27 protein-coding genes are annotated in these 26,122 nt (G+C 67.0%); 26 read left to right on the top strand and 1 reads right to left on the bottom strand.

Going from position 1 to position 26,122, the window contains the following annotated elements; translation table 11 throughout:
- The first annotated feature begins 92 nt into the window (after positions 1 to 92).
- From JHN63_RS04980 to JHN63_RS04970, 3 genes are read left to right on the top strand one after another with little or no spacing between them, the layout of a single operon-like run.
- The gene (locus JHN63_RS04980) at positions 93 to 611 is read left to right on the top strand and encodes a hypothetical protein (RefSeq protein WP_200677442.1); all 519 of its coding nucleotides are present in this window, start codon (positions 93 to 95) and stop codon (positions 609 to 611) included.
- Entirely contained in the window at positions 589 to 1,875 is a 1,287-nt protein-coding gene (locus JHN63_RS04975) for a PBSX family phage terminase large subunit (protein WP_200677441.1), read from the top strand. Before JHN63_RS04980 ends, JHN63_RS04975 begins: the two co-directional genes overlap by 23 nt.
- Positions 1,875 to 3,488 (top strand): phage portal protein, encoded by a 1,614-nt coding sequence (locus tag JHN63_RS04970; RefSeq protein ID WP_200677440.1) that lies wholly within the window; start codon positions 1,875 to 1,877, stop codon positions 3,486 to 3,488. Before JHN63_RS04975 ends, JHN63_RS04970 begins: the two co-directional genes overlap by 1 nt.
- Here the strand turns inward: JHN63_RS04970 and JHN63_RS04965 are convergent.
- Positions 3,477 to 4,025, bottom strand: a complete 549-nt coding sequence (locus JHN63_RS04965) for a hypothetical protein (RefSeq protein ID WP_200677439.1) — start codon at positions 4,023 to 4,025, stop codon at positions 3,477 to 3,479. The two genes, JHN63_RS04970 and JHN63_RS04965, sit on opposite strands and share 12 nt — an antisense overlap.
- Before the next feature lie 144 nt (positions 4,026 to 4,169).
- Between JHN63_RS04965 and JHN63_RS04960 the strand changes: the two genes are divergently transcribed.
- The 23 genes from JHN63_RS04960 (at position 4,170) to JHN63_RS04850 (ending at position 25,693) form a co-directional block, all read left to right on the top strand.
- Positions 4,170 to 4,904 (top strand): hypothetical protein, encoded by a 735-nt coding sequence (locus tag JHN63_RS04960; protein WP_200677438.1) that lies wholly within the window; start codon positions 4,170 to 4,172, stop codon positions 4,902 to 4,904.
- 14 nt (positions 4,905 to 4,918) lie between these two features.
- On the top strand, positions 4,919 to 6,118 hold the full coding sequence (locus tag JHN63_RS04955) for a DUF5309 family protein (protein ID WP_200677437.1): 1,200 nt from the start codon (positions 4,919 to 4,921) through the stop codon (positions 6,116 to 6,118).
- Positions 6,119 to 6,120: 2 nt separating this feature from the next.
- A complete protein-coding gene (locus JHN63_RS04950) occupies positions 6,121 to 6,426 on the top strand; it encodes a hypothetical protein (RefSeq protein ID WP_200677436.1) in 306 nt (101 codons plus the stop codon).
- Positions 6,427 to 6,441: 15 nt separating this feature from the next.
- Entirely contained in the window at positions 6,442 to 6,777 is a 336-nt protein-coding gene (locus JHN63_RS04945) for a hypothetical protein (protein ID WP_200677435.1), read from the top strand.
- 12 nt (positions 6,778 to 6,789) lie between these two features.
- A complete protein-coding gene (locus tag JHN63_RS04940) occupies positions 6,790 to 7,179 on the top strand; it encodes a hypothetical protein (RefSeq protein ID WP_200677434.1) in 390 nt (129 codons plus the stop codon).
- A 3-nt stretch (positions 7,180 to 7,182) separates the two neighbouring features.
- Positions 7,183 to 7,524 carry a hypothetical protein gene (locus tag JHN63_RS04935; RefSeq protein ID WP_200677433.1) on the top strand — a complete coding sequence of 114 codons (342 nt, stop codon included), beginning with the start codon at positions 7,183 to 7,185 and terminating at the stop codon, positions 7,522 to 7,524.
- A complete protein-coding gene (locus JHN63_RS04930; RefSeq protein ID WP_200677432.1) occupies positions 7,524 to 7,814 on the top strand; it encodes an HK97 gp10 family phage protein in 291 nt (96 codons plus the stop codon). Before JHN63_RS04935 ends, JHN63_RS04930 begins: the two co-directional genes overlap by 1 nt.
- 2 nt (positions 7,815 to 7,816) lie before the next feature.
- Positions 7,817 to 8,053: a hypothetical protein gene (locus JHN63_RS04925; protein ID WP_200677431.1), complete on the top strand. Its 237-nt coding sequence runs from the start codon at positions 7,817 to 7,819 to the stop codon at positions 8,051 to 8,053.
- Between the two features lie 9 nt (positions 8,054 to 8,062).
- Complete coding sequence (locus JHN63_RS04920) at positions 8,063 to 8,488, top strand: hypothetical protein (protein ID WP_200677430.1); 426 nt, start codon at positions 8,063 to 8,065, stop codon at positions 8,486 to 8,488.
- A gap of 100 nt (positions 8,489 to 8,588) precedes the next feature.
- Positions 8,589 to 9,161 (top strand): hypothetical protein, encoded by a 573-nt coding sequence (locus tag JHN63_RS04915; protein WP_200677429.1) that lies wholly within the window; start codon positions 8,589 to 8,591, stop codon positions 9,159 to 9,161.
- Between the two features lie 133 nt (positions 9,162 to 9,294).
- The gene (locus tag JHN63_RS04910) at positions 9,295 to 9,630 is read left to right on the top strand and encodes a hypothetical protein (RefSeq protein ID WP_200677428.1); all 336 of its coding nucleotides are present in this window, start codon (positions 9,295 to 9,297) and stop codon (positions 9,628 to 9,630) included.
- A gap of 98 nt (positions 9,631 to 9,728) precedes the next feature.
- Entirely contained in the window at positions 9,729 to 10,109 is a 381-nt protein-coding gene (locus JHN63_RS04905) for a hypothetical protein (protein ID WP_200677427.1), read from the top strand.
- Between the two features lie 23 nt (positions 10,110 to 10,132).
- Positions 10,133 to 14,578, top strand: coding sequence for a transglycosylase SLT domain-containing protein (locus tag JHN63_RS52420; RefSeq protein ID WP_234476151.1), 4,446 nt, complete (start codon positions 10,133 to 10,135; stop codon positions 14,576 to 14,578).
- A 21-nt stretch (positions 14,579 to 14,599) separates the two neighbouring features.
- Positions 14,600 to 15,532 (top strand): phage tail domain-containing protein, encoded by a 933-nt coding sequence (locus JHN63_RS04895; protein WP_200677426.1) that lies wholly within the window; start codon positions 14,600 to 14,602, stop codon positions 15,530 to 15,532.
- A 9-nt stretch (positions 15,533 to 15,541) separates the two neighbouring features.
- Positions 15,542 to 16,723 (top strand): siphovirus ReqiPepy6 Gp37-like family protein, encoded by a 1,182-nt coding sequence (locus tag JHN63_RS04890; RefSeq protein ID WP_200677425.1) that lies wholly within the window; start codon positions 15,542 to 15,544, stop codon positions 16,721 to 16,723.
- Between the two features lie 16 nt (positions 16,724 to 16,739).
- Positions 16,740 to 17,774 (top strand): hypothetical protein, encoded by a 1,035-nt coding sequence (locus tag JHN63_RS04885; protein ID WP_200677424.1) that lies wholly within the window; start codon positions 16,740 to 16,742, stop codon positions 17,772 to 17,774.
- A gap of 24 nt (positions 17,775 to 17,798) precedes the next feature.
- Positions 17,799 to 19,517, top strand: coding sequence for a polysaccharide deacetylase family protein (locus JHN63_RS04880; protein WP_234476150.1), 1,719 nt, complete (start codon positions 17,799 to 17,801; stop codon positions 19,515 to 19,517).
- Between the two features lie 8 nt (positions 19,518 to 19,525).
- Complete coding sequence (locus tag JHN63_RS04875; protein ID WP_200677423.1) at positions 19,526 to 21,154, top strand: right-handed parallel beta-helix repeat-containing protein; 1,629 nt, start codon at positions 19,526 to 19,528, stop codon at positions 21,152 to 21,154.
- Between the two features lie 169 nt (positions 21,155 to 21,323).
- The gene (locus JHN63_RS04870) at positions 21,324 to 22,034 is read left to right on the top strand and encodes a hypothetical protein (RefSeq protein WP_200677422.1); all 711 of its coding nucleotides are present in this window, start codon (positions 21,324 to 21,326) and stop codon (positions 22,032 to 22,034) included.
- 81 nt (positions 22,035 to 22,115) lie between these two features.
- Entirely contained in the window at positions 22,116 to 23,060 is a 945-nt protein-coding gene (locus JHN63_RS04865) for a hypothetical protein (protein ID WP_200677421.1), read from the top strand.
- A gap of 89 nt (positions 23,061 to 23,149) precedes the next feature.
- Entirely contained in the window at positions 23,150 to 24,070 is a 921-nt protein-coding gene (locus JHN63_RS04860) for a hypothetical protein (RefSeq protein ID WP_200677420.1), read from the top strand.
- 123 nt (positions 24,071 to 24,193) lie between these two features.
- The gene (locus JHN63_RS04855; protein ID WP_200677419.1) at positions 24,194 to 24,514 is read left to right on the top strand and encodes a hypothetical protein; all 321 of its coding nucleotides are present in this window, start codon (positions 24,194 to 24,196) and stop codon (positions 24,512 to 24,514) included.
- A gap of 309 nt (positions 24,515 to 24,823) precedes the next feature.
- Positions 24,824 to 25,693 (top strand): peptidoglycan-binding protein, encoded by an 870-nt coding sequence (locus JHN63_RS04850; RefSeq protein ID WP_200677418.1) that lies wholly within the window; start codon positions 24,824 to 24,826, stop codon positions 25,691 to 25,693.
- Positions 25,694 to 26,122 lie beyond the last annotated feature (429 nt).

Genomic DNA, 26,122 nt, shown 5'->3' with positions numbered 1-26,122 from the left:
TCAGAAGCCAGGTTCGCCCGACAGCACAACACCCGACCGCTCCAGTTGACCGGTCACCCGTCACAGCACGCACGTGAGGGGGTGAGCCGGCCGTGGCCCGCACCTTCTCCTCCGAGGACGAGGAAACGCTTCGTCAGCTCCACGCTGACGGCGTCAGCCGCAACGAGATCGCCCGTCAGATGGAGTGGTCCGTCGGCACCATCACGAACCACGCTCAGCGTCTCGGACTGTCCTTCGCGCGGGAGGGCGTCAGGGCCGCGACGGAGGCCCGTCAGCTCGACCTGAAGGACCGACGGCAGCGGATCCAGGGACAGCTTCTCGACCTCGCCGAGCGGGCGATCGAGCGGACCCGGAGCGAGTACGTCATGACGGCCTTCGATCATCTCGGCGTGCCCGTCCACGAGTTGATGGCCCAGCCTCCGGCCAAGGAGACCAAGGACCTGACGACCGCCGCGACTTCCGCCTTGGCCCGGTTCGACCAGAGGGCCAAGGAAGAGAGCGGGGACGTCGAACAGGAACAGGCCGCGGGCCTCCTCCAGAGCCTCAGTGACGCCATGGCCTCTGCTGCCCGGGAACTTGGGGGCGACGATGCCGACGAGTACGGCTCGTAGCACCCAGTTCCTCCTGGAGCACTTCAGCCCGAAGCAGATCCGGAGCATCGCGGCGGCCAACCGCTGGATCAACGTCTGGGAGGGCGCGGTCTCCTCCGGGAAGACCATCGCCGCGGCGTGGGCCTGGTTGCTGTTCGTCCCCCAGGCGTCCACGGCGGGCGAGCTGGTGATGATCGTCAAGACCCGGGACGCCGTGTACCGCAACGTCCTCCAGCCGATGATGAACCCAGAGATCTTCGGGGAGTTGGCCGCCCAGATCGACTACACACCTGGCGCCCCGACGTGCCGGATCTTCGGACGCCTCGTCCACGTGATCGGCGCGAACGACGTCAAGTCCGAGAACAAGATCCGGGGCATAACGTGTGCCGGGGCGTACGTGGACGAGGCCACACTTCTCCTGGAGCCGTTCTGGGACATGCTCCTGACGCGCATGCGCGCCCCCGGAGCGAGGATCTACGCGTCGACCAACCCCGACAGCCCGGCTCACTGGCTGAAGGCCGAGTTCATCGACAACACGGTCCGCCGGGCGTCGATGAAGGTCTTCAGCTTCGAGCTGGAGGAAAACGTCCATCTGGGCGCCGAATACATCGAGCGCACCAAGCAGATGTACTCCGGGCTGTTCTACAAGCGCTTCATCCTCGGCGAGTGGTGCGTGGCCGAGGGCGCGATCTACAGCATGTTCGACGACTCCCGTCACGTCGTGGACATCGTCCCGACGATCGCGCAGTGGATCGCGCTGGGCGTCGATTACGGCACAGCGAATCCTCTGCACGCGATCCTCGTGGGCCTGGGGACGGACGGCCGGCTGTACGTCACGAGCGAGTGGCGGTACGACGGCCGGGCCTCGATGCACCAGCTCACGGACACGGAGTACTCCGAGCAGATACGCGGGTGGCTCTCCGCCCTGCGGCCTCCCGGAGCCCTGACGACCGGCGTGCACCCCGACTACGTGGTGGTGGACCCCAGCGCCGCGAGTTTCATACAGCAGCTCCACCGCGACCGGCTCACGCCGTATCCGGCCGACAACAGCGTCCTCGACGGCATCCGCACGGTCAGCTCCCTGCTGGCCACAGGGCGGCTCCTGATCCACCGCTCGTGCACCGAGCTGATCAAGGAGATCCAGGGCTACGTCTGGGACCCCAAGGCCGCCCTGCTGGGCGAGGACAAGCCCCTCAAACTCAACGACCACGGCGTGGATGCCCTGCGGTACGCGCTTCAGACCACCGAGTCCTTGTGGCGCTACCGGATCGAGGAGGTGGCCTGATGCCACTGCCGCTGAACGACATCGCATGGCCGCCCGTCGACCCGTGCGTACAGACGGCGCTGGCCGACTGGGACGCCTGGTACTCCAGCGACCCTGACCGCCTCGAAGCCCGCTACGCGGGTCGCGGCTACCGCAAAGCCGTCGACCGTCCCTCTCAGTACCGTGGCGGGGTCGTCGGGAAGGTCGCCCGCTGGTTCTGGGGCAACCCGACCCCCGAGGGCGAGAAGCGCGACAAGCTCCACGTCCCGCTCGCCAGGGACATCGCCCGGACGTCCTCGGAGCTGCTGTTCGCCGAGCCCCCAAAGCTCCTCGCCGCCGAAGGTGCCAGCGAGGCCACTCAGAAGGCCCTCGACGCCCTCATGGAGGACGGCCTTCAGGCCACGCTCCTGGAGGCCGGGGAGATCTGTGCGGCGCTCGGTGGCGCGTATCTGCGGGTCGTCTGGGACGACACCGCGTCCGACCGCCCCTGGATCGACACCGTGGCGGCAGACCGCGCAGTCCCCGAGTTCCGGTACGGCCGCCTCGTCGCCGTGACCTTCTGGACCGTGCTGGAGAGCGAAGGCACCAGCGACAAGCGGGTGTTCAGGCACCTGGAGCGCCACGAGAAGGGCCGTATCTACCACGGCCTCTATGAGGGCTCCACGACGAGCCTCGGCGCCGTACGGCCGCTCGCCGACCACCCTCAGACGGCCCCGCTCGCCGCTGAGGTCGACGCGTACGGCGGTCTCGACACGGGCGCCCCCGACCACCTCACCGCTGCGTACGTGCCCAACCTGCGTCCCGCGCGCGCCTGGAGGCATATCCCCACGGCCGCCTACTGGGGTCAGTCCGACTTCCAGGGCATCGAGGGCCTCATGGATCAGCTCGACGAGACGTACAGCTCGTGGATGCGGGACGTCCAGAACGGCAAGGGACGCATGGTCGTACCTCAGTCGATTCTGGAGTCCTTCGGCCCCGGTCAGGGCGCTGCCTGGAACGAGGAACGCCGCATCTACACCGGGCTGAGCATCCTTCCTCAGCCCGGTGACCCCAACACCATCAAGGTCGTCCAGTTCGAGATCCGAGTCGCCGAGCACCGCGACACCTGCCAGGCCCTGATCAAGCAGGCAGTACGTCAGGCCGGATACTCCGCGGGCTCGTTCGGCGAGTCAGACGGGCAGCCTGTCACCGCGACCGAGGTGAAGGCCCGCAACCGCCGTTCCTTGGGTACGGCGGGCCGGAAGGGCTTGTACTGGACCCCGGGCATCGCGGACATCAGCGGCGCCTATCTGGCCGTACTGGCCGGGTTCAGGTTCCGCGTCTCCGGCCTCGACCTGGAACAGCCCCATGTGGACCTCCAGGACGGCATCAGCGAGAGCCCGACAGAGCTGGCGACCACTGCTGAGCTGCTGAACAGGGCAGAGGCGGCTTCCCGGGAGACTCTCGTACGGATGCTGAACCCCGAGTGGGACGACATCCGGGTGCGCCAGGAGGTCGACGCGATCCTCAAGGAGACCAGTCGCGACGCGGTCGCGGATCCGGGCGTCACCGGGCCGGCCGAAGCGGGCGCACCGAATGACAGTTCCCCCGGCGACGGCCCGCCCGCACCGCCGCCCGGTAGCTCAACTGACTGAGGACCCGATGGTCGACAGGATGAGGCCCACTACAGCGAAGGCCAGTCCCCAGGCTTCCAGCCCGAGGCCATCAACCTTCGCTTCCCGCACAGCGTTCTGCGCCTTGTTCACCTGGTCCGTCACTTCCTCAGAAAGCCCACGGACTGCGGACTGGCGCTCGTCTCGCTCACGCGTTTGACCGGCCTCGATTTGCCGGACCTTGCCGTCCAACTTCGCGATCAGTTTGAAGAGATGGGCGTCGCGTTCTTCGGGACTGGTCTTCATGTTGGGCCCCTTGAGAACGGCCGCCTCCTCGCGGCTGCCAACGAAGTCGGCGCCCATCTTCGGCAGTTGTCCGGCCATGGTGGCAGTGACTCCGCGATCACGTCGAAACAGACCGCATGCCTCGGTCCACAAAGTGAGGGCCGTCTGCTTCACCTGCCCAACTGCTCCACGCTTCTCCGGGGCGTACTGCTGCCGGGTTTTCCTCACACCAAGGGCGGCCATCGTCAAGCCGCCCAGTTGCAGGACGCCGCCCAAAATCACCAATCCGACCATAAAGCGGAACGTACGCACCTCACGGTCAGTCGGATAGCTCCTGCGGCTCGGATTGACACGAACGACCCATCGCTTGGCACGTCCCATAGCTTCCTGGCACCCGCCGCACGGCGAACGCCAAACAATCCCGCACGGGAGATCAACATGCAGATCCCTTTCAAGCACCCGCTCGCGACCCATGCGGCGGGAACGGTCCTCGGCAGGCGCCGCGACGGCTCGCCGATCTACGCAATCGCCGAGGGCAGTGGCGAGGCCGAAGGCGGCTCAGGATCTGGCGAGAGCAATGCTGGTGAGGGCAATCAGGGCAGCACCGGTGACGGTGGTACGTCTGGCGGCAACTCCGGTCAGCAGAACGGCGCTGAAGGTCAGGGCGGTACCGGATCGGGCACCGAGCCCGACTGGAAGAGCGAGTCCCGCAAGTGGGAGAAGCGCGCCAAGGACAACAGCGACGCCGCCGACGAACTCGCCCGTCTCAAGGCCTCCCAGATGAACGACCAGGAGAAGGCCGTCTCCGCAGCCAAGAAGCGGGGCCGCACGGCCGCCGCCATCGAGCACGGCAAGGAACTCGCCTCCGCCCGCTTCGAAGCCGCCGTCACGCGGGCTGGCGTCGACCTGGGCGAGGCCGCCGAACTGATCGACACCGCACGGTTCGTCGACAAGGACGGCAAGGTCGACAGCGACGCCATCACGGCCGCCGTGAAGAAGCTCTCCAAGCTCGCCCCGAAGGGCGCTGGGCGCTCCGGCGGGGACATGGGCGGCGGTGGCGGCTCCGGTGACCAGGCGGCCTCTCTCGACAAGCAGATCGAGGACGCCACGAAGGCCCGGAACTTCGCCGAAGTCGTCCGACTCAAGCGGCTCAAGTCCGCACAGACCACATGATCTAAGGAGGCACCATGGCCGGCATCACCGGAATGGGCAGCACCTTCAACCTGCCCAACTACGCGGGCGAACTCTTCGCGGTCACGCCCGACGACACCCCGCTGCTGTCTGCCATCGGCGGCCTCACCGGCGATGGCCAGACCACGTCGACCGAGTTCGAGTGGTCCACGTACGACCTGCGCGACCCGGCGCAGCGCACCAAGGTGGAGGGCGCCACCGCGCCGACCGCCGAGGAGCGGGCGCGCGGGAACGTGCGGAACGTCTGCCAGATCCACCAGGAGAAGGTCAGCGTCTCGTACACCAAGCAGGCCGCCGTGGGGCAGATGGCGACTCCGCAGTCCGCGCCCTTCAACGGGGTGAACGGGTCCAACGCGGTCACCAACGAGCTGGACTGGCAGACAGTGCAGGCCCTGAAGTCGGTCGCGCTCGACGTGAACTTCTCGTTCATCAACGGGACATACGTCAACCCGACCTCCAACGCGACCGCGCGGCAGACCCGCGGCCTTCTCCAGGCGATCACCACGAACCGGATCGCGAAGGGCACTTCGGTGACCGGTGCGACCTCGGCGACGGACACGATCACCTCGACCGGCCACGGCATGTCCGACGGCAACAAGATCGTGTTCACGGCGGTCGGTGCTGCGACGAGCATCATCGCGGGCCGCGTGTACTACGTCGACGCGATCGACGCGAACACCTTCAAGGTGGCCACCACCAACGGAGGCACCGCCCTCACCCTGGGCACCGCAACCGGCATCGCCTTCACCAAGCCGTGGGCGACGACCCTGTCCGGCGATCACGTCAACGACCTGCTCCAGCTCGCCTACGACAACGGCGGCATCAGCGAGCAGTTCACCGGCACCCTGCTGTGCGGCAGCATCCAGAAGCGCGCGATCACCAAGGCGCTGGCCTCGCAGTACGGCCAGTACCAGGAGACCAGCCGGAACGTCGGCGGCGTCAACGTCACCACCGTCGTGACGGACTTCGGCACGCTCAACGTGATGATGGACCGGCACATGCCGCAGGACACCATCGCGGCGCTGTCGCTGGAGCAGTTGACTCCGGTCTTCCTGAACATCCCCGGCAAGGGCGTGTTCTTCGACGAGCCGCTCGCCAAGACCGGCGCCTCCGACGAGCGTCAGCTCTACGGCGAGATCGGCCTCAAGTACGGCCTGGAGCGCGCCCACGCCGTCATGACGGGTCTGGTGATCTGACCATGGCGACCTACCAGCGCGGAGCAGGCTCTCACGTGGCCGAGCGGGTCCAGCCCGAACCGGGCGGTCCCGAGGCGAAGCGCCTGGAAGCACTGGTCGAGCAGGGCGTTGACGGCTGGCACCGCATCGACGACACCGAGCCCGAGGCCGCTGAGCCGGCCAGCCCCCAGGAGCCTTCGAAGAAGCCCAACAAGGCGTCTTCGAAGGCCGATTGGGTGGCGTGGGCCGTCCATCGGGGAGCGGACGCGGCAGAGGCCGAGGGCCTCACGCTCGCCGCTCTGATCGAGCGCTACCACGGCGCCGAGTAGTCCAGGAGGACCACCATGGCGCGTACCGCGCTCCCCGCCCAGAAGTTCGCCACGCTGGGCCTCGCCCCGACGTACGTCAGCCCCGATGCTGCCGGAGTCTCGCTCCGCTCCAGCGGCAAGCAGGTGCTCCACGTCAAGAACGGTTCGGGCGCTTCGATCACCGTCACGCTGAAGATCGCGAAGACGATCGAGGGCCAAGCCGTCACCAACCCCACCGCCACGGTGGGCGCCGGGGCGGACAAGTTCTTCGGGCCGTTCAGCGACAACTACGAGCAGCTCGACGGCACCGACACCGTGTTCGTCGACCTCAGCTCCGTGACCACGGTGACGGTCGCCTGCCTGACTCTCTGACAGGAGGCAGCCATGGCGTACGCCACCGTCGAGGAGTTCACGGACTACCTCGATCCGGATCCTGTCCCCGACAACGCGGCCCGGCTCCTGAACCGGGCGTCCGAGCGGCTCGACAGCGTCCTGATCGGCGCCGTGTACGAGACGGACGAGAACGGCCTCCCCACGGATCCCGACCTGGTCGAGATCTTCCGGGAGGCCGTCTGCATCCAGGCCCAGTACATCGCCGCCCTCGGGGACGAGACGGGGGCCATGGCCAACGTCTCCCAGATGTCCCTGGGCAACCAGCAGATCGTCCGGGCCATCTCGGTCGTCGGCAGCGGAACACCCCGGGTCTCCCCGGACATGCTCGAACTGCTCCAGGTCGAGGGCCTCTGGCCGGTGTACCCGTACACCTGGGGGTGAGCCGTGCTGCTCCTCCCCACGCACACGGTCACCGTGCTGACCAAGCCGGAGCCCACGAGGGACCGGCAGAACAACCGGATCGTCGACTGGTCCACGGCTGCGAGGACGGCGTACAAGGGCCGCACGGAGCCGCTTAGTTCCTCCGAGACGGTCCAGCAGAACGATCAGGTCATCACGTACCTGACGTGCTTCCTGCCCCCGTCAGCGGCCGTCACGGAGTACGACCGGGCCGAGGTCGACGGCGTCACGTACGAGGTCGACGGCAAGCCCGAAGTCCAGTCCGGATACGGGCCGTTGGCCGTCCTCGCGTACAAGCGGGTAGTCCTCAAGGAGATGACGGGCTGATGGGCGCCTTCCAGCCCGACCACGCCGCCATCGCCTCACTGGTCCACGAGGACTTCGTCCAGGCCGATCTGCACGAGCGGGCCGCTCGGGTGGTGAACGTCGCACAGGGCAACGCGCCTGTGAAGACGGGCCGTTACCGCGACTCCATCCATGCCGAGGACGGCCCGGACGGCGAGGTCCTGATCGCCTCGGACGTCGAGTACGCGGCGGTGATCGAACTCGGCACGCGGGATGCAGGTCATCCCGCTCACCACACCATCGCCAACGCACTCGATGCAGCAAGGGGCTGATCATGGCCACGCTCAAGCTCGCCTTCGCCTATCAGGGCCACCAGCCCGGTGACGTCGTGGACGTGCCGGACGAGGCTGTCAAGGACCTCGTGAGGGCCGGTGTCGGTCACCTGGAGGGCGCTGAGCCGGTACTCCGGTTCGGTCGCCTCCCCGAGGTCGCCGAGCCCGTCCAGACCACTCCTGAGGCGGCTCCCCCGAAGCCCTCCAAGGCCAAGGCCCCGGAGACTCCGGCCGAGTAGGAGGCCGCGGTGACCACTCCCCTTACCGCCCTGATCTTTCCGGACGTCGAGGAGATGGTCATCAACCAGATCCTGGACGTCCTGACGTACGAGGCCGCCACGGTGCGGCCCGAGGGCGATGCCTTCACCGAGTCGCTCCCCTTCGTCCAGGTCGCCCGGATCGGTGGCGTACGCGTCACCGGGACCCTCGAAGGCCGCCGACTGCACGACGACGCGCGCATCTCGCTCGACGTGTACGCGCCCTCCCGCGTGGAGGCAACCGACGCCATGGCCCGGGTCAGGGCCGCCGTCGAGCAGATGCAAGGCATCTCCCGGAACGGCGGCTACGTGCTGCGCACCTGGGAGGAGACCGGGCCGGCCGTCCGCCCCGAGGAGCCCAACTCCAACGTCACGCGCATCGGTTACACGGCCGGGCTGCGCGTTCGACCTGCCTGACCCGCGATCCGCCTGGGCCTCTCCAGGCTCCACTTCCAGCCGTTCGGAGGGGCTTGTCATGCCCGTCTTCGTCCAGGCGTCAACTCCAACAGGAGGATCAATGGCTGACGACACTCAGGTGGAGATGGGCGTCAAGGGCACGTTCTACGTGGCTCCCGTCGGCACCACCGCCCCGACCGACCCGTACTCCTCGTGGGGTGCTGGCTGGATCGACCTCGGATACGTGGCCGAGGACGGCCTGACCGAGTCCCTCAACGAGAACCGCACGGAACTCAAGGCGTGGGGGTACAGCGGCGCTGTGCGGACCCAGGTCACCGACCGTGCCGCCACCTTCAAGATCACCTTCATGCAGACCAGCGCCTGGACGCTCGCTCTGTACTACGGCGTCGACATCGGTGACATGACCTCCTCGGGCACCGGCTCCACCCAGTTCCTCGCGTTCGAGGAGCCGCAGACCCCCGAGCCGCTCTACTACGCGCTCGGCATGGACGTCATCGACAACGACAGGCCGAACCGCATCGTCGTCGCTCGCGCCGAGGTCACCACGAAGGGTGACCGGACGTACAAGTCCGACACCAACCAGGCGTTCGAGCTGACCTTCTCGTCCCTGACGGCACCGAACGGCGGCAGCTCGATCACCCGCCAGTTCGGCAAGGTCCCCCTGCCGTCCTGACGTGCAGTGGTTCACCGCCTACGCGGTGAAGACCGCATTCATCCCATGACCACTGGCCGGAGAGTCCTTCGCGGGTCTGCTCTCCGGCCAGTGCTGTGACCCGCACAGAACCGCGAGAACGTGGAGTACGACCATGAGCAAGCCGAACCGCAAGCGCCTCCACCTGGAGACCCTCCGCGCCCAGCGTCTGGAGGCCAAGGGCGCCAAGGAGATCGAAGTCGAGCTGGGGGACGAAACGTTCGTCTTCCCGCTCTCCGCCTGGTGGCCGATGACGGTCGTCAAGAAGATCCGCGCCCTCAAGGAGGGCGACGCGGACGTCACCCAGGTCCTTTCGCTGATCTCCAGCAAGAAGCAGGTGGACCGCCTCCTGGAACTGGGCCTCACCCTCGGTGACTTCACCGACATCATGGAGGCCCTGAACGAGGACGCGGGCGTGGGGCCGGGGGAATCGACCAGCTCCTCGAACTGATCGAGGAGCACCCCTCCGAGCTGCGGGCCGACATCGCCCGGTACTTCCCCGGCCGCTCCCTGAACGAGTTCCACTGCAACGAGTTCGGTACGGGCTCCATGACGTGGCTGGAGCTATGGGAGTTCCTCCTCGCTCTGCCGTCGGACTCCATGACCTACTCGGCCATGTCCGGTGATCGCTTCCGACGGCGGTGGACGGAGCGAGACGAAATGCAGGCCCTCGCGCTCGACCTGCTTCAGGAGCAGATCAGGGCCTTGCTCTTGGTCAACGAGGTCAGCCCGAGCAACGTCCCGAAGACGATCCCTTGGCCTCGCCCTGATCGGCGAACCCCCGAGCAGATCGCCGAGGACGAGGCCCGTGCAGAACGTGCCGCCAGGTTCCTGGCCTCGCTGAGGCCCCCCGCTCCAGACCCCGAAGTCGAGCGGCGGTTGCGCGAGGCCGTCGAAGCAGCGGCGAAAGCGGCTCAGCAAGCCGTGTGACACACAACTGAACAGGGGGCGCGATGCCCACCAACGTCGGTTCCGTCGTTGCCTCCATCGTCCCCGACGTCTCGGACTTCGCCTCCAGGGCGGACGCGGCGCTGACCCCCTCGGTCGAGCGGCTGGGTCGGAGCCTGGGGCAGACGCTGTCCCAGTCCATCACCCGGTCGTTCGACTTCTCGGGGATCGAGAGCGCGCTCCGCCGCTCCCTGGACGTGGCCGAGGCGTCCGCCGTCTCCAAGGGCCGCGAGATCGGCAGGCGTTACGGGCAGGCCATGCGAGCCGGCCTGGACTCCGAGCTGCGTGGGCTCAACGGGACGCTGGACGTCACGATCCGGCCCGTCATCGACCGCTCGGCCTACCGGGCCGTCATGGCCGACCTGGACGTCCTCACGAGGACGCGCACGGTCGTCATCCACACCGACGTCAACACCCGTACGGGAGCCGACGACCTGGCGCTCCTGACGCGCGCCCGTACGGTCACGATCAACGCCAACGCGGACACGGCGGCGGCAGCGGCTCAGCTCGCGCTGCTCGCCCGCAACCGCACGGCGACGATCAACGCGAACATCAACAGCTCCCAGGTGGCGCGGGCTTCGTCCCTGATCTCACGGATCACGGGCATCGCCTCGTCAGCCGGTGGGGCGATCGGAGGCGTGGCCTCCAAGGTCGCGCTCCTCGGCGCCGGTGCTCCGGTCGTCGGATCCCTCGTCAACGTGCTCGCGGCCATCGCTCCGGCGGCGGCCCTGGCCGTACCGGCGGTCGCCACCCTCGGCTCGGTCTTCGGTGCCCTCAAGCTCGGCACGAGCGGGCTCGGGGACGCCTTCAAGGAGGCGTTCGGCACAGGTGCCTCAGCGGCCTCTGGAGCCGCTTCCGGCACCCGTCAGGTCGAGCAGGCCCAGCGGCAACTGGCAGACGCACAGCGGGCTGTTGGTGACGCCCAGAGGCAGGCGGCCGAGCAGGTGGCCCAGGCCCAGGAGGCCGTTGCCAACGCCCAGAAGGACCTGACCTCCGCTCAGAAGGACGCCAAGCAGGCCCAGCAGGACCTGACCCAGGCGTACGAGGACGGCCGCCGGGCCCTCCAGGACATGAAGCTCCAGCTCTCGGGCTCCAAGCTCGACGAGAAGGAGGCGATCCTCCGGGTCAAGGAAGCCCAGGAGGACCTGGACAAGACCCTCGCCAACCCGAAGGCCAGCCAGCTCGACCGCGAGGAGGCACAGCTCCGTCTCGACGAGGCGAAGCAGGGCCTCAAGGAACAGCAGGTCGAGACCCAGCGGCTCGAAGAGGACACCAAGAAGGCCAACAAGGCCGGTGTCGACGGCACGCAGCAGGTCAAGTCCGCCAAGGACCGCCTCGCCCAGGCCAACCAGGACGTCGCCGACAAGACCAAGGGCGTCAAGGACGCGGAATCCGCGGTGGCCAAGGCACAGGCCGACGGGGCCCGTCAGGTCGCCGACGCCCAGCGCGCGGTGGCCGACGCCTCCCGGTCCCTGGCCGATGCCCAGACGGCCTCTGCGGCCCAGACGGCCAAGCTCTCGGAGAACTTCTCCAAGCTCAGCCCGAACGCCCAGGGGTTCGTCAGCGCGGTCAAGGGTCTGAAGCCCGCGTGGGACGGCATGCAACTCGGCGTCCAGGACCGTCTGTTCGCCGGGATAGGCGGCCGGCTCACGGACGTGGGCCGCCGGGTCATCCCGATCGTCCGGGGCGGCCTGGAGGGCACGGCCGGTGTCCTGAACACCGTCGGCAAGAACGCGCTGACGGCGGTGGACAACCTCGCCCGGACGGGGACGCTCAAGAAGGTCTTCGACGGCGCGACGTCCTCCCTGAGGCCGCTCTCGCGGATCCCGGGTCAGCTCGTCACCGGCTTCGGCCAGATCGCCGTTGCTGCCCAGCCCGCCTTCCAGCGGGTCACCACAGCGGCGGGCGGGGTCGTCGACCGCCTGGCGGCCAAGCTCTCCGGCGCCTTCAAGTCGGGCGGCCTGGAGAAGGCCATCAACACGGCCGTCGATCTGATCGGCGACCTGGGAGACGTCGGCAAGAACGTCCTCTCCACCCTCGGTTCGGTCTTCGAAGCTGGAGCCGATACCGGTGGCGGCACCATCGGGATGCTCAAGACGATCACGGCGGAAATCGCCAAGATCGCTTCGAGCCCCGAGGTACAGGGCGGCCTGAAGGCGCTCTTCGGCGTCATGGGCACGCTGGCCTCAACAGCGGCCCCGCTCCTCGGCAAGGCGCTGATGGGCGTCGGCATCGTCTTCACCCATCTCGGCCCGCCCGTACAGGAGTTGATCCGGGGACTGGGTGTGGCCCTACCCGGGGTCCTCACCAAGCTCCAGCCGCTGTTGCCGCCGCTGGCCGATGCGGGACGCCAGATCTGGCGGTCGCTGAAGCCGCTCGCGCCGCTCCTGCTCGACATCGGCTCGTACGTCCTGAAGGACCTGGTCGGCGGGTTCAGTGCCGTAACTCCGGTCGCGGCTGACCTGATCAGCACCGCGCTGGTACCGATCACGGGCTTCCTCGGGTTCCTCGACCGCCACAAGGTGGTCTTCGGATCGGTTGCCACGGGGATCCTCGCGATCGTCCTGGCGATCAAGCTGTGGCAGCTCTGGCAGAAGCTCGTCATCATCACCACCACTGCGTGGACGGTGGTTCAGGCGGCTTTCAACGCCGTCCTGAGCGCGAACCCGATCGCCCTGGTCATCCTCGCCATTGCGGGGCTGGCCGCCGGGATCATCTATGCGTACAAGCACAGCGAAACGTTCCGGCGGATCGTCAACGGGGCCTGGACTGCCATCAAGGACACGGCCCTCGGGGTCGTCCACTGGTTCACGGGCAGCTTCATCCCGTTCTTCACCAAGACGATCCCCGGGACCTTCTCGTCCACGGTGCAGTGGGTCAAGGACCACTGGCCGCTGATCCTCTCGATCATCACCGGACCCATCGGCGCGGCCACCATCTACGTGGTTCGCCACTGGGACCAGATCCGGGGCGGGATCTCCGACGCGTGGACGGCGATCAAGAGCCACACGCTCACGCCGATGAAGACCTTCTTCACCGACACCATCCCGGGCTGGGCCAAGAGCTTCAAGGACGGTGTGGTCGGCTTCTTCAAGTCGGCCGTCAGCGGCATCGACACCGCTTGGAGCAAACTCCAGGACGTCGCCAAGCACCCGGTGAAGTTCTTGATCCAGACCGTCTTCAACGATGGTCTGCGCAAGGTCTGGAACAACACGGCGGCGAAGCTCCCGGGCATCAAGACCATCCCCGAGATGGCGGTCCCCAAGGGCTTTGCAAGCGGCGGCATCCTGCCGGGCTACACGCCGGGCAAGGACGTCCACCGCTTCTTCTCGCCGACGGGCGGTCGGCTCGACCTCTCGGGCGGCGAGAGCATCATGCGGCCCGAGGTCACCCGGGCCGTGGGACGGGGCGGCATCAACGCCCTGAACGCGGCGGCCCGTTCGGGCGGCGTGGCCGGGGTCCAGGCTCTCCTGGGCAACGGGCTCCCGCACCGCGCCTTCTGGGGCGGCGGCATCTGGGACGACCTCACCGACAACCCCGTGACGAACTCGCTGAAGAACGTGGTCGGCGACGGCATCGACCTCCTCAAGAAGGGGGCCGACTGGGCACGGGGCGGCGTCGCCGACCTGGCTGAGAAGACCCTCAAGAAGCTCCTGGGCGTCACGTCCCTGACGGTCGACACGAAGAACCAGATCTGGTCCAAGCTCGTCGGCAACGTGCCGGTGGTGCTGGCCGCGAAGATCGTGGATCTCATCCGGGGCAAGGAGGACAGCGGGGCCGGGAGTTCGGCGTCCATCAAGGGCTACAAGCCCTCGGCGGGCGTGGCCCAGTGGGCCGGTGTCGTGCTCCAGGCCCTGAAGGAAGTGGGCCAGCCCGCCTCCCTCAAGAACGACACGCTCCGGCGGATGCAGCAGGAGTCCGGCGGCAATCCCACGATCGTCAACAAGTGGGACAGCAACTGGATCGCGGGGCATCCGTCGGTCGGCCTGATGCAGGTCATCGGCCCGACCTTCAAGGCCTACGCGGGCAAGTACCGGAACAAGGGGCCGTTCTCCTACGGCGTCTCGGTCGACCCGCTGGCCAACGTCTACTCGTCGATGGAGTACGCCCTCGGGGCGTACGGCTCGCTGTCCCGCGCGTACAACCGGGCGGGCGGCTACGCCAAGGGCGGCTCCCCCAGCGTGGGCGAGTGGGCCTGGGTCGGCGAGGAGGGCCCGGAGTTGCTCCGCTTCAAACGGCCGGCTCAGGTCTATCCGCACCAGGAATCCATGCGGATCGCCCAGCAGATGGCCGTCACGGGCCAGGGACTTCCGAGCCCCGCCGACCGTGACGAACGCGGCCAGCCTCAGGTGACCTTCCTCGCCAACGTCACGGACAAGCCGACCAGGCAGACGGTGATGGACGCCATGCGCGACTTCACAGCACTGCACAGTCCGCTCGTCATCGCCTGATCCGGGACGGGAGGTGCGGCAGTGCCGATCTTTGTACATCCCTCCGGGACTCTCCCGGGCGGCATCAACCCGCCACCGATCGGCCCGCTGGAGGTGCCCAGCCTCTCCTGGACGGACGCACGGGGGCGCACGACGCTCCTATCCGACTGGGAGAACGGCTGGCTCCTCCAGCCCGGGATCCGGGGCCTGGACATGCCCGGGTACGACTTCTACACCGACAGCTCACCGCAGATCGACGGCACAGCTCTGCGGGGGCTTCGGGTACAGGCCCGGGAGGTCTTCCTCCCGGTCGCCTTCTTCGACACCGACCGGGCGGCCTTCATGGCCCGCAAGCGGTCGTTCCTGCGCACGCTCAACCCCGCCCTGGGGCTGGGCACCCTGACGCTCACCGAGGCGGACGGCTCGTTCCGCACGATCGAGGCGTACTACGGCTCCGGCGCCGAGGGCGACTTCGGCGACACCGTCTCCGGCCTGCACTGGCAGGTGATCGGCCTGACGTTCTCGTGCCCCAGCCCGTACTGGCTCGGGGCGTCGATCCACCAGGAGTACGGCTCGGCGGCGACCGGGAGCTTCTTCCCGGTACTGCCTCTGACGGTCAGGGACTCCCAGGTCCTGGGAGACGCCACGATCGACAACCCCGGGGACGCCACGAGTTACCCGGTGTGGACGATCCACGGCCCGACCACCTCGGCGGTCTTCACGAACAGCACGACGGGGCTGAGCTTCTCCGTGACGGCCTCTCTCGGCTCCTCGGACGTCCTGGTCGTCGACACCCGCGAACGCGTCCAGACGGCCGTCCTGAACGGCACGGACAACTGGTGGCCCAACCTCGCCACGGACTCGGACCTGTGGGGTCTGGAGCCCGGCGAGAACGACGTCTCCATGGCCCTCGTCGGCACGGACAGCGACACCGTGGTCCAACTCGACTACCAGCCCCGCTTCCTGACCGCGTAGGGGGTGGGCATGGCCTTCGACCAGCCACGGGTCACGGTCCAGGTCCGGGACAACAGCACCCTGGATGTCCTGGAAGTCGTCAGCGACTACACCTCGCTGACCATCACGCCGCGCTTCAACGCGGTCGGGGCGTTCGTCCTGAACATCGCTGCGGATTCCCCCAAGGCCGATCTGCTCATCCCGGGCAACGGCCTGGTGATCCGCAAGGGCTCCACCGTGCTCATGTCCGGTCCGATCCGGGAGCCCAACTGGCAGTCGGGGGACGGCGGCAAGGGCACGCTCACGGTCAACGGGGTCGACGACATGACCCTCCTGGCCGGTACGACCTGCTGGCCCAACCCCGCCTCCGCGCCGGGCTCCCAGACGGACCCGGTGTACAAGATCTCCGGGGTTGTGGCCGAGACGGCCATGCGGTCCCTGGTCAACCGCAACATCGGCCCCGGCGCCCAGGCGAGCCGCAAGGTCTCCAACCTGACGCTGGCCGCCAACGGCCTCCACGGGCCGAGCATCACCAAGCAGCTCACCCAGTTCGACACCCTCCTGACGGTCCTCCAGGACATCGCCAAGACGGCGGGCCTCGGCTTCCGGATCGTCCAGGTCGGCGGCAACCTCCAGTTCCAGGTCTACGAGCCGGCCGACCGCTCGGCCTCGGCGAAGTTCTCCTTCGGCTTCAGGAACCTCACGGACGCCTCGTACTCCGTGACCGCCCCGACCTGCACCAAGGCCATCGTCGTGGCCGGAGGGAACACCAGCCCCCGCGTGATCACCATTTCGACCCGGGCGGACCCCGCCTTCCCCGGTCCGTGGATCGAGCAGTTCGTGGACAAGACCGACGTCGACACCACGGCCATCGACCTGATTGCCCAGGTGTCGCAGGCCGCCGAAGAAGCGCTCACCGCCGGAGCGGCCCAGGGCAACCTGACCATGACGCCCATCGACACACCGCGCCTCCAGTTCGGGATCGACTACACGGTGGGCGATCAGGTCGCGTGCCAGGTCCGGGACGACTTCATCACCGACGTGGTCCGCGAGGTCGGCATCACCTTCGACGCGCAGGGCGGATACACCGCCAAGGCCGTCATCGGCTCCTCGGACTCCACGAACAACCAGGACGTCCTGGCCCGTCAGTTCGCGTACATCGCCCGCATCTTCACCCGGCTGAGGCGACTGGAGACGCGGAAGCCTTCGTGACCTCCAGGAGACATCCATGACCCAGAGCAGCTTCCCCTTCGGCTCCTCGTCGATCAGCACCGAGGACCAGTCGTCCAGCTATATGCGGATGGCCCAGGTGGACGGCGTCTTCGCGACCAGCGAGACCGGCACGGACCTGAAGGTCACCGCCTCGAACGCATCCACCGTCTCGGTCGCGGCCGGAGAGGCGTGGGTGCAGGGGACGTACTACGCGAACAGCGCGGCCCTGAACGTCAGCGTCCCCACCAACTCCGGTGGCGGGTCGGCCCGCAACGACCTGATCGTCCTGCGGCGGGACCCATCGGCGGACGCGACCACCGTGCAGTACCGGACGGGCGGCACGAGTTTCCCGACGCTGACGCAGACGCTCAACGGCACCTGGGAGATCCCCCTCGCGCGGGTCACCGTGGCCGCTGGAGCCTCTGTCGTGGCCCCGGCGGGAGTCGCGGACGTCCGATGGTTCGTAGGCCGCCCTGCGGTCTTCGGCAGCACCGCGTACCGCCGTCCCCCGGTGCGGGGTCAGCTCCACATCGACAACGGCACGGACATCTACGTCGGCGACGGTACGACCTGGAACCTCCTCGGCCGGGCCGAGCCCCCGGCGGCCAAGACCTACGTCCCGGTCTGGAGCAACCAGAGCGGGACCGCGATCAACTGGGGCACCGGCACGACCAACATCGGCCGGTACAAGCTGGCCTTTGGCAACCTCTGCTGGATCAAGATCCAGCTCCAGGTGGGCGGCAACGCCTCCGCATATGACGACCTGCCGATCGGCGTGACGCTGCCGTTCGCCGTGCAGGGGTCGACCCGCGAGAACTTCCTCGTCAACTTCACCTCGGCCAACAGCGAGGGGTCGGGTGTGGGCCTCGCCATGGTCTTCCCCACCGAGGGCACCAACCGCATCTCCCGCATTCGCTTCCCGGTCAGTGACACCGCCAGCGGTACCCCTGACGTGGGCGACGTGAACTCGGCAAACATGCTGACCAACCGGCCGTTCAACATCCGGACCGGAGACATCATCACGATCACCGGCTGGTACGAGATCGCCTGACCCCACTGATCCAAAGGAGGGGCCATGGCCCGTCATCTCTTCGGTCTCTCCCCGGCCGATGTCACCGTGTCGCAGTCGGGCACCTCTCTGGTCCTGGAGCCCGGTTCGACCGGTACCGCCTGGGACTCGCTCACCGGCGGTACCCAGATCACCGATCTGACCGACCTGGCCGGTACGCCGATCGCTTCGGTCACCTCGGACACCTACTCGATCATCGGGTTCTACGGGCCGGACGGTATCTCCACGCTGTACCTGGACTTCGGCTTCACCGGTGGCCGGGTCCTGATGCAGGCGAGCGACCTGGGCGCCCAGGTGGACAGCCTCCAGGCCAACAAGCTCGACGCCTCGGGCGACACCGTCACGGGTCTCCTGGAGCTGGACGGCGGAGCCACCGCGACCGACTTGGACGTCACCGGCCGGCTCACGGCTCGGGGCTTCACGATGCCCATGCTGCCCCGGCAGGGGCGCCTCCCGGTTCGCCGGAAGGCCACCTGGTCCCAGCTCTTCCAGACGGGCCACGGCTGGGCACCGGGCGGGTCCGGAGTGTCCTCGTCCAACGCCAACGACACCTCGGACTTCGCCAAGGGCACCCAGGCCGTCCGGGTCACTACGAACGGCACCGGACTTCAGTCCAACATCCGCAAGACCGGGATGACGGCCATGGACCTCACCGGCAAGATGATGCGGCTGACCTTCAAGGTCGACGACGTAACCAACCTGGACCGGATCGTCTTCTACGTCGGCACGTCGAACCTGGTGAACTACTTCCAGTTCAACTTCCACACCCACAGCACCACGGCCTCCTCGAACTACGTGCAGAGCGGCGAGTGGGTCACGGTCCACGTCTCGTGGGCTGACCTCGGCGGTGCGTCAGGGTCGTACTCGGTCAACGCGAACGGCACGCCCAGCACCACCACGGGGTTCACGGACATGTCCTTCGCCTTGTACGACAAGGCGCCCACGGCCGGTCTGACCTTCCACCTCCAGTCCATCGAGCTGGTCCCGGACACCGCCACGACCTTCCCCAACGGAGTCGTGAGCATCACGTTCGACGACTCCTGGCAGTCGGTGTACGACCTGGCCCGCCCGAAGATGGACGCCCTGGGCTTCGCCGGGACGATCTACAACATCGTCGAGTACATCGACTCCGGCTCGACTCGGCTCTCCCTGTCGGAGATGCGGAGCCTCCAGAACGTCTCGGGCTGGGAGATGGGCGGCCACAGCTTCTCGGCGGCCAACCACGGCGTGGGCTTCCAGGCACTGACGGCCGACGTGGTGGCCAAGGACTTCCAGCTCATGCGGGCCTGGCTGGTGGACAAGGGCTTCACGAGTGAGCACTTCGCGTACCCACACGGCGCGTTCGGCCTCACGTCGGACGGTGTCCCGGTGGACCAGCTCGCGGCCCAGTACTTCACGTCAGCCCGGTCGATCATCTCCGAGACAATCGAGACCTTCGCTCCGGCCATTCCTCACCGGCTCAAGTCGCCCACGGGCATCAACGACGGCACCGGTCTGGGTGGCATTCCGCTGACGAGCATGACCAGCACCGGAGGAAAGCTCGACCGGTGCGCGAACAGCGGCGACTGGCTGATCCTCGCCATGCACGAGATCAAGTCCTCGGTCGGCGCGGTGACTGACGCAACCCACATCAGCCAGGCGGGCTTCAACACGCTCATGGACGGCATCGCAGCTCGGGGCATTCCCGTACTGCCGGTGGGCGACGTCCTGCGCTACTACAGCTAGGAGGCTCCGTGCTCCAGGACATCGACCTCAAGTACCAGGGCGGCCGGCTCAGCTCCACCAAGGGCCTCGACATCAAGGGCGGCAAGGTCACTCCGCTCGCCTGGATCAACGTCCGCGAACTGGGCGCCGTGGGCGACGGAAGTACGGACGACACCACCGTGATCCAGTCCGCGATCGACACGGTGAACGCGGCGGGCGGTGGCACCGTCTACATCCCGCGCGGCACGTACAAGCTCACGGACGCGCTGACCACCAAGGACAACGTCTGGCTGAAGGGCGACGGCATCGCGGCCACCGTGCTCACCCAGACCGCCACGAACAAGCACGGCATCCAGGGCTCGAACCTCGAACTCGTCGGCTTCGAGGGCCTGATGGTGGACGGGCCGGGCTCAGGTACGGGCACGGGGATCCACCTCGACGGCACCGCGATCATCTACTCGTTCTACGTGACGATGCGGAACGTCATGGTGCGCCAGTTCGGCGACACCGGTGTCCTCATCGACGACCCGGTGACCACGGACCTGTACAACGTGACGTCCAAGGAGAACGGCGCCGAGGGGTTCTACATAACCTGCTCGGACACGGGCGCCGTGGGAACCTCCACCTCCCTGATCTCCTGCTACGCCCACAACAACGCGGGCAACGGCTTCCGGCTGTACAACATGGCCTACTCGACGTTCACCGGCTGCGCGTCCGACAACAACGTCAACGGGTACAAGATCGAGGCCTGCGAGTCCGTCACCCTCACCGGGTGCGGAGCCGAGCAGAACTCCGGCGACTCGATCCAGATCTCCGGCGGCAACTGCATCTCGGTCTTCGGGGCCTGGCTCTCGGAGTCGGGTACCAACGGCGTGCACGTCACGGGCTCGGCCCACGTGGTGACGTTGAAGGGGATCAAGGAGTTCAGCTCCGCCAGCACCCCGACCTTCATCAAGGTCGACTCCGGGTCCACGGTCACCGTGGAGAACTGCAAGAGCGACACCCGCTCGAACAGCTTCGCTGCGGGGACCACGATGGTCCTCTCCGACACCTCGCTGAACCAGACGATCCCCGGCACGCTGACCGTGAGCGGCAACGTCAACGGCCAAGCGGGCGTGGCGGCCAACGGCATCGACATCAGCTCGGTCCAGGCCGGTGACTACGGCCTTCTCTGCTGGTCGTACGACCCCACGAGCACGACCTCCACGACCACGACCGTGGCCAACACTAACTACTTGAGCGCGCTGTACGTACGGCGGTCGGTGACCGTCTCCAAGCTCTGGTTCATCGTCAACGTGCTCGGAGCCACTGCCACGGCCGGCGCGAACAACGTGGGTCTCTACAACTCGGCGGGAACGCTGCTGAGTTCGGTCAACGTCGATTCGCTCGTCACCACGACGGGTCCGAAGTCGGCGACGCTGGGCACGCCGGTCTCAATCACCCCGGGCCTGTACTGGGTGGCCATGCAGTTCCAGGCGGCCACTCAGCCGGGCATCGGCCGCTCCAACGCGGCGATCCTGTCGACGCTCACACTGAACCAGAGCGCCGCCACATACAGGTTCGCCACCAACGGCACTGGTACCACCCTGCCCTCCACGATCACCCCGGCCAGCAACTCCACCACGGGCTCCGCTGCCTTGTGGGCCGGGATCAGCTAGCAACGGGCCCCCGACCTCGGGGAGTTCCTGGGTGTGGTTCGCCCCCAAGGCCCGCTCCAACAATTCTGAACTGCGATCACCCGGGTAAGGTTATCGTCACCGCATGGCCCGTTCCTGCGTGTTCTGCGGCGGTATGCCCGTTACTAATGAACATGTCTATCCTCGATGGGTGGCACAAGGGTTCCCCGAGGTCCCGCCCACCGAGCGCGCGATCATGGTCGCCCACTCGGATCACGGCGGTCTGCGACGCCACTCCGGCCGCCTACTCACAACACAGGTCAAGGCCGTGTGTGAGCCATGCAACAGCGGCTGGATGAGCGCACTCGAAGGGCGCGTGCAGCCTTACCTGCTCCCCATGGTCAAGGGAGAGATCACAGAGCTACCACCCGAGGCTCAAGAGGTACTGGCGACCTGGACTGTCAAGACCGCCCTGATGTGCCAGGTCTTGCATGCTCAGAAACCACCCCTTGTACCCGCCGAACTCTTCACGGACCTGTACCGGGATCGGGTGCCTGCCGACGAGATGAAGGTGTTCTGCGCCTACATGATGCAGCCCCAGTACCTCAACGGCCCGAGCCCCATCGAGCACCGCTCCATGCCGAGCAGGAACCGAGACCGCACAGACGACGGGCAGGAGTTCGAACGATGGGTCACTGTGGTGACCATGCGGATCGGCTTCGCGGTGCTTCAGCTCATGGCCGCTGGTCCCAAGGGACTACGGTACGAAATCGGGCACGGGGACTTCACCCCCTACGTGCAGACGCTTTGGCCCGTACGGGAGATGTTCTCCTGGCCTCCGCTCGCGATGAAGAGGACCACGGAGTTCGACGCCTTCGCCGACCCCCTCAGCGAGGTGAAGCGGCCGTTCCCACGACTGTGAGTCCTACTGAAGCGCCAGTGGAACGAGCGGGCCCTTTTAATCCCAGCGCCCTGTAGTACAGGGCCGACTATCGTCCTATTCATGAACGATTCGCTCTCCGCCGAGAGCTTCTACCAGGGCGCCAAGAAGGCAGCCCACAAGGCCATGGATGACCATGGTCGCCCGGAGTACGACGAGTTCGCGCTCCACGCCGGTGTCGCGATCGAGAAGCTCGCCAAGGCAGCCCTCGCCGCGAAGAACCCTACCTACGTCGCCGAGATCCGCAACAACAGTGCGGACATGGTGATGTTCCTCGGCGGACACCTCCCGCTGGACGAGGAGAAGGTCCGTACCGTCGGTGCCATGGAAGCCATCAAGCGGCTCCGGAAGATCGGTGTTCTCAAGGCCGATCCCGACCTCGACACGCTGATCGACATGCGCAACGGCGCCGCCCACGCCGCCCCGGACAGCGCCCTGGCCAAGGGGATGATTTCTCCTCTCGCCGCGACGATCGAGACTCTCCTCAACGATCTCGGCAAGCCGCTGGACGAGTTCTGGGAGCGGTGGACGGACCCGCTCAAGAACGCAGTGAACGAGCAGGAGGACCAGGTCTTCCGCGACGTCCAGCTCCGGATCACACAGGCGCGGCACGCATTCGAGGACCGGTTCGTAGGCCTTCCGGCACAGGCTAAGGAAGGTGCCCTCAATGCGCCCCAGCCCCGCGAGGAGGAGCCATACGCCAAGCCGATGACTGTTCTCCTGAACGGGGAGATCGTGCTGAGGGCTCTCGGCGGCAAGTGTCCGGCTTGCGGCGGGAAGGGCCTCGTCACCTTCACTCCTGACGGCCGGACGGCGAACGGTAACCAGTGGAGCGCGAGCGGCTTCGGCTGCTACGTGTGCAGTTTCGAGGTCTCTGGCCGCGAAGAGATGGCCGCCTTGCACAAGACCGACACCCCGCTGGACGTAACCGGAGTGAAAGAAATATCCGTCGATCACGATCCCGCGCTCACCCCGGACCAAGTCCTCGCGAAGCTCGCGGCCATGTAAGCCTGATCCACCCGCAGAAGTCCCGGCTCCTAGAGCCGGGACTTCTAAATTCCATCGCCCTGTACTACAGGGCCGGTTACCGTCCATCCATGGATGATTCGCTCTCCTACGAGAGTCTGCTTCGCGGCGCTGGCAAGTTCGCGTTGTCGGCGCTGGAGGCGCACGGCGCGGAGGACGAGGAAGTCTTCCTCCTCCACGCAGGGGTGAGCATCGAGCGACTGGCCAAAGCCGCACTTGTACAGAAAAGCCCGTTCCTCCTGATGGAGATGAAGGGCAAGGACGACACTCTCCTTCACCTGACCGGTGTTCGGCAGACGGGCAAGCTCAGAACAATCGGGGCAGGACAGGCCATCAGTCGTCTCAGGGACATGACCGTCCTGCCGCAGCGTGACCCTGATCTGGATGAGCTAATCGAGCTGCGGAACGGCGTTGCGCACCTGATGGCTTCGGTCAATGACGAGTTCGACGGACTCGCCGTCTTCTGCCGGGTGACCAACCAGCTACTGGATCACCTGGGTGTGGAGCGACGGAATTACTGGCGATCTTGGTCCACCCTCGTCGACATCACGCTCAATGAGCTGCAAGAGAAGGTAGAACGGGACGTTGCGCGGCGGATGGAACAGGCCCGTCGGCGGCTCAACAACCGGTTCAAGGACCTCCCGAAGGAAGCCCTGGACAGCTACGTCGCGACGCGACCCAAGTTGCATTTTGGGTTTCAAGCATCCTCCAGCAAGGTCTTCGTACCTTGGACATGTCCCGCCTGTGGAAACTGGGCCCTCATCACAACTGGCCCTCCGGCTCTCTTCATGGAAGGGGAGCCTGGAAAGTCCGTCCCCGAGAGCTTCCTCTGCTTCGTGTGCCAGTTCACGTTGAAGGCCCACGAGATGCAAGCAGTACAGATACCGGGCCATATCTCGCTGGTGGATCAGTACGGCGAGCGGTTGATGGATGAATTTGATGAGATGTTCTGGGATTTCACTTTCTTCCCAGACGCCCCAAACGAGGACTGATTCCAGCCCCACCGCAGAGCCCCGGCATCTCGCCGGGGCTTCTGCATGTCCCCACAGCGCTGGACCTTCCTGCGCACACCCCGCAGGGAGGTCCCCTTGTTGATCCCTGACCTGGTCTGGGTTATGGCCGCAGCCGAGGACACGGGCGGAAGTCCCGACATCGGCAAGATCCTCAACCAGTTCGGCCAGTACGGCATCGTCGGCCTGGTCGTCGTCCTGCTGATCGTCGGCGTCATCGTCCCGAGGTACGTCATGAACAACCTCTTGGCGGAGAAGGACAGTTGGCGCGAGGCGTTCGAGAAGGAACGCGCGGCTCATGAGCTGTCCCGGCTACAGCTCGCCAAGGCCGAGGAGCGCGGGGACGTCGCCATCGAGCAGGGCAGGACACTCACCGCGCTGCTCCAAACGCTCGGACACGACCCCGAACTCCCCAGGAGCGCCTGAGATGTGGCCCTTCACCCGCCAGCCGCAGGTGTCTCCTGAGGCGGAGACCGCGAAGAGGGCCGCCGAGAAGTCCCTCCAGCAGGCCCAGGCCCGGATGCCCGAGGCACAGGCCCGACTGACCGAGAGCCGCCGGGTGACGGAACAACTCCAGGCCCACAACCGAGCGACGTACGAGGGCTTCGTCGATGGCCTCGTCCTCCGCCATAGGTCCACCGCGGCCTCCTGAGCCCCCTTCTCCGACCCCTCCGGGTAACGCGTAACGGCACCGGAGGGGCTTCTTCATGCCCGCCAGCCCCTCTTGGAGGCACCATGTCCGACCTCTGGCTCCCCGGCGCCGAGAGACTCCCGATCGGCAACACCGCGCCCACCGACGGCGGTCCGGCCAAGGCGATCGGTCATATCACCTGGGACGAGAACGCGACCAAGGCCAAGCCCCTGGACCTCGTCCCGTACGCCAACCTCCGGAAGTACTTCGGCTCGAACGCGGCCGGACGAGCCGTGGCGCCCCACATCCTCTGGGACCCGTTCACCGGGAAGACCGTCCAGTTCTTCCCTGCCAACTCCCGCTCCCTGTCGCTGAAGGACCTCTCCGGCGGCACGCGGACCAACAGGGCCGGCGCCGTGGTGCTCCAGATCGAGGCGCTCTTCTTCCCTTGGTGCAGGGTCGGCGGCAAGGTCTACGAGTCGCTCGACGACACCCCGGGCAAGGGGTGGGACGAGCTGCACGCCTGGGTGAAGAGCTGGGGCGTCCCGGACGTCTGGCCCAACGGACGGCCCGAGAGCTGCACCCGCAACGAGCAGATCTGGGAGACCAAGGCAGGCTGGTACCCGCACAAGGGCGTCCCGGAGAACGACCACACGGACCCCGGGAGTTGGTTCGCCTTCCCGGTCTCCACGAAGCCCTCCACGGGTACCTCCGGGACGAAGACGTATGAGCCCTTCCCGGGGGCCTCTTGGTTCTCCATCGGCCGTACGAGCCCGATCGTGGACCGCATGCACGACCGCCTCGTGGCGGAGGGCTGCGGGAAGTACCAGAGCAGCGCGAACAAGAACACCATGGGCTCCGGCGACGTCGCCTCGTACGAGGCATGGCAGCGGAAGCTGAAGTACACCGGCACGGCGGCCACCTGGCCTCCGGGCAAGAAGAGCTGGGACGCGCTCCGTGCCCCGAAGGGCTGACGCCAGAGTCCCTATTGCCGTTTGCCGAGACCCGGCAGTCCAGAAGGTATGTCCCTGACACTACGGCTGGGGCCGGTCCACCGCGTCGGATCGGCGGGCTCTGAAGTCCAGCCGTCGTCTTCCTCAGCCACGTCCCGCGCGTCGGACTCCTGTGGTGGTGGAACCTGCGGGCGCTCCTTCCTAGGGCGCTCAGGCTCTACGGAGGGTGTCCAGACCCGCTCAGCCGGTCGAGCCCTCTCTGCCGCGATCTGTTCCGGCCGCGTCCCAACTCTTCTGTGTCTCATCACAAGGCACCCCCACCGTGCTGCGTGACCACCGCATGCTGTCGCGCAGCCATGCTCCAGCGACCACACCCGAGAATCAAGGGACAGTGACCATGGCCCCTCGCCTCCTTCGGGAGACGAGGGGCGCTCTCCTCGTTTCCCTGCG

It is taken from the genome of Streptomyces sp. MBT65, assembly GCF_016612545.1.
GTDB lineage: Bacteria > Actinomycetota > Actinomycetes > Streptomycetales > Streptomycetaceae > Streptomyces.
This window is presented reverse-complemented; position numbering and strand designations above follow the sequence as displayed.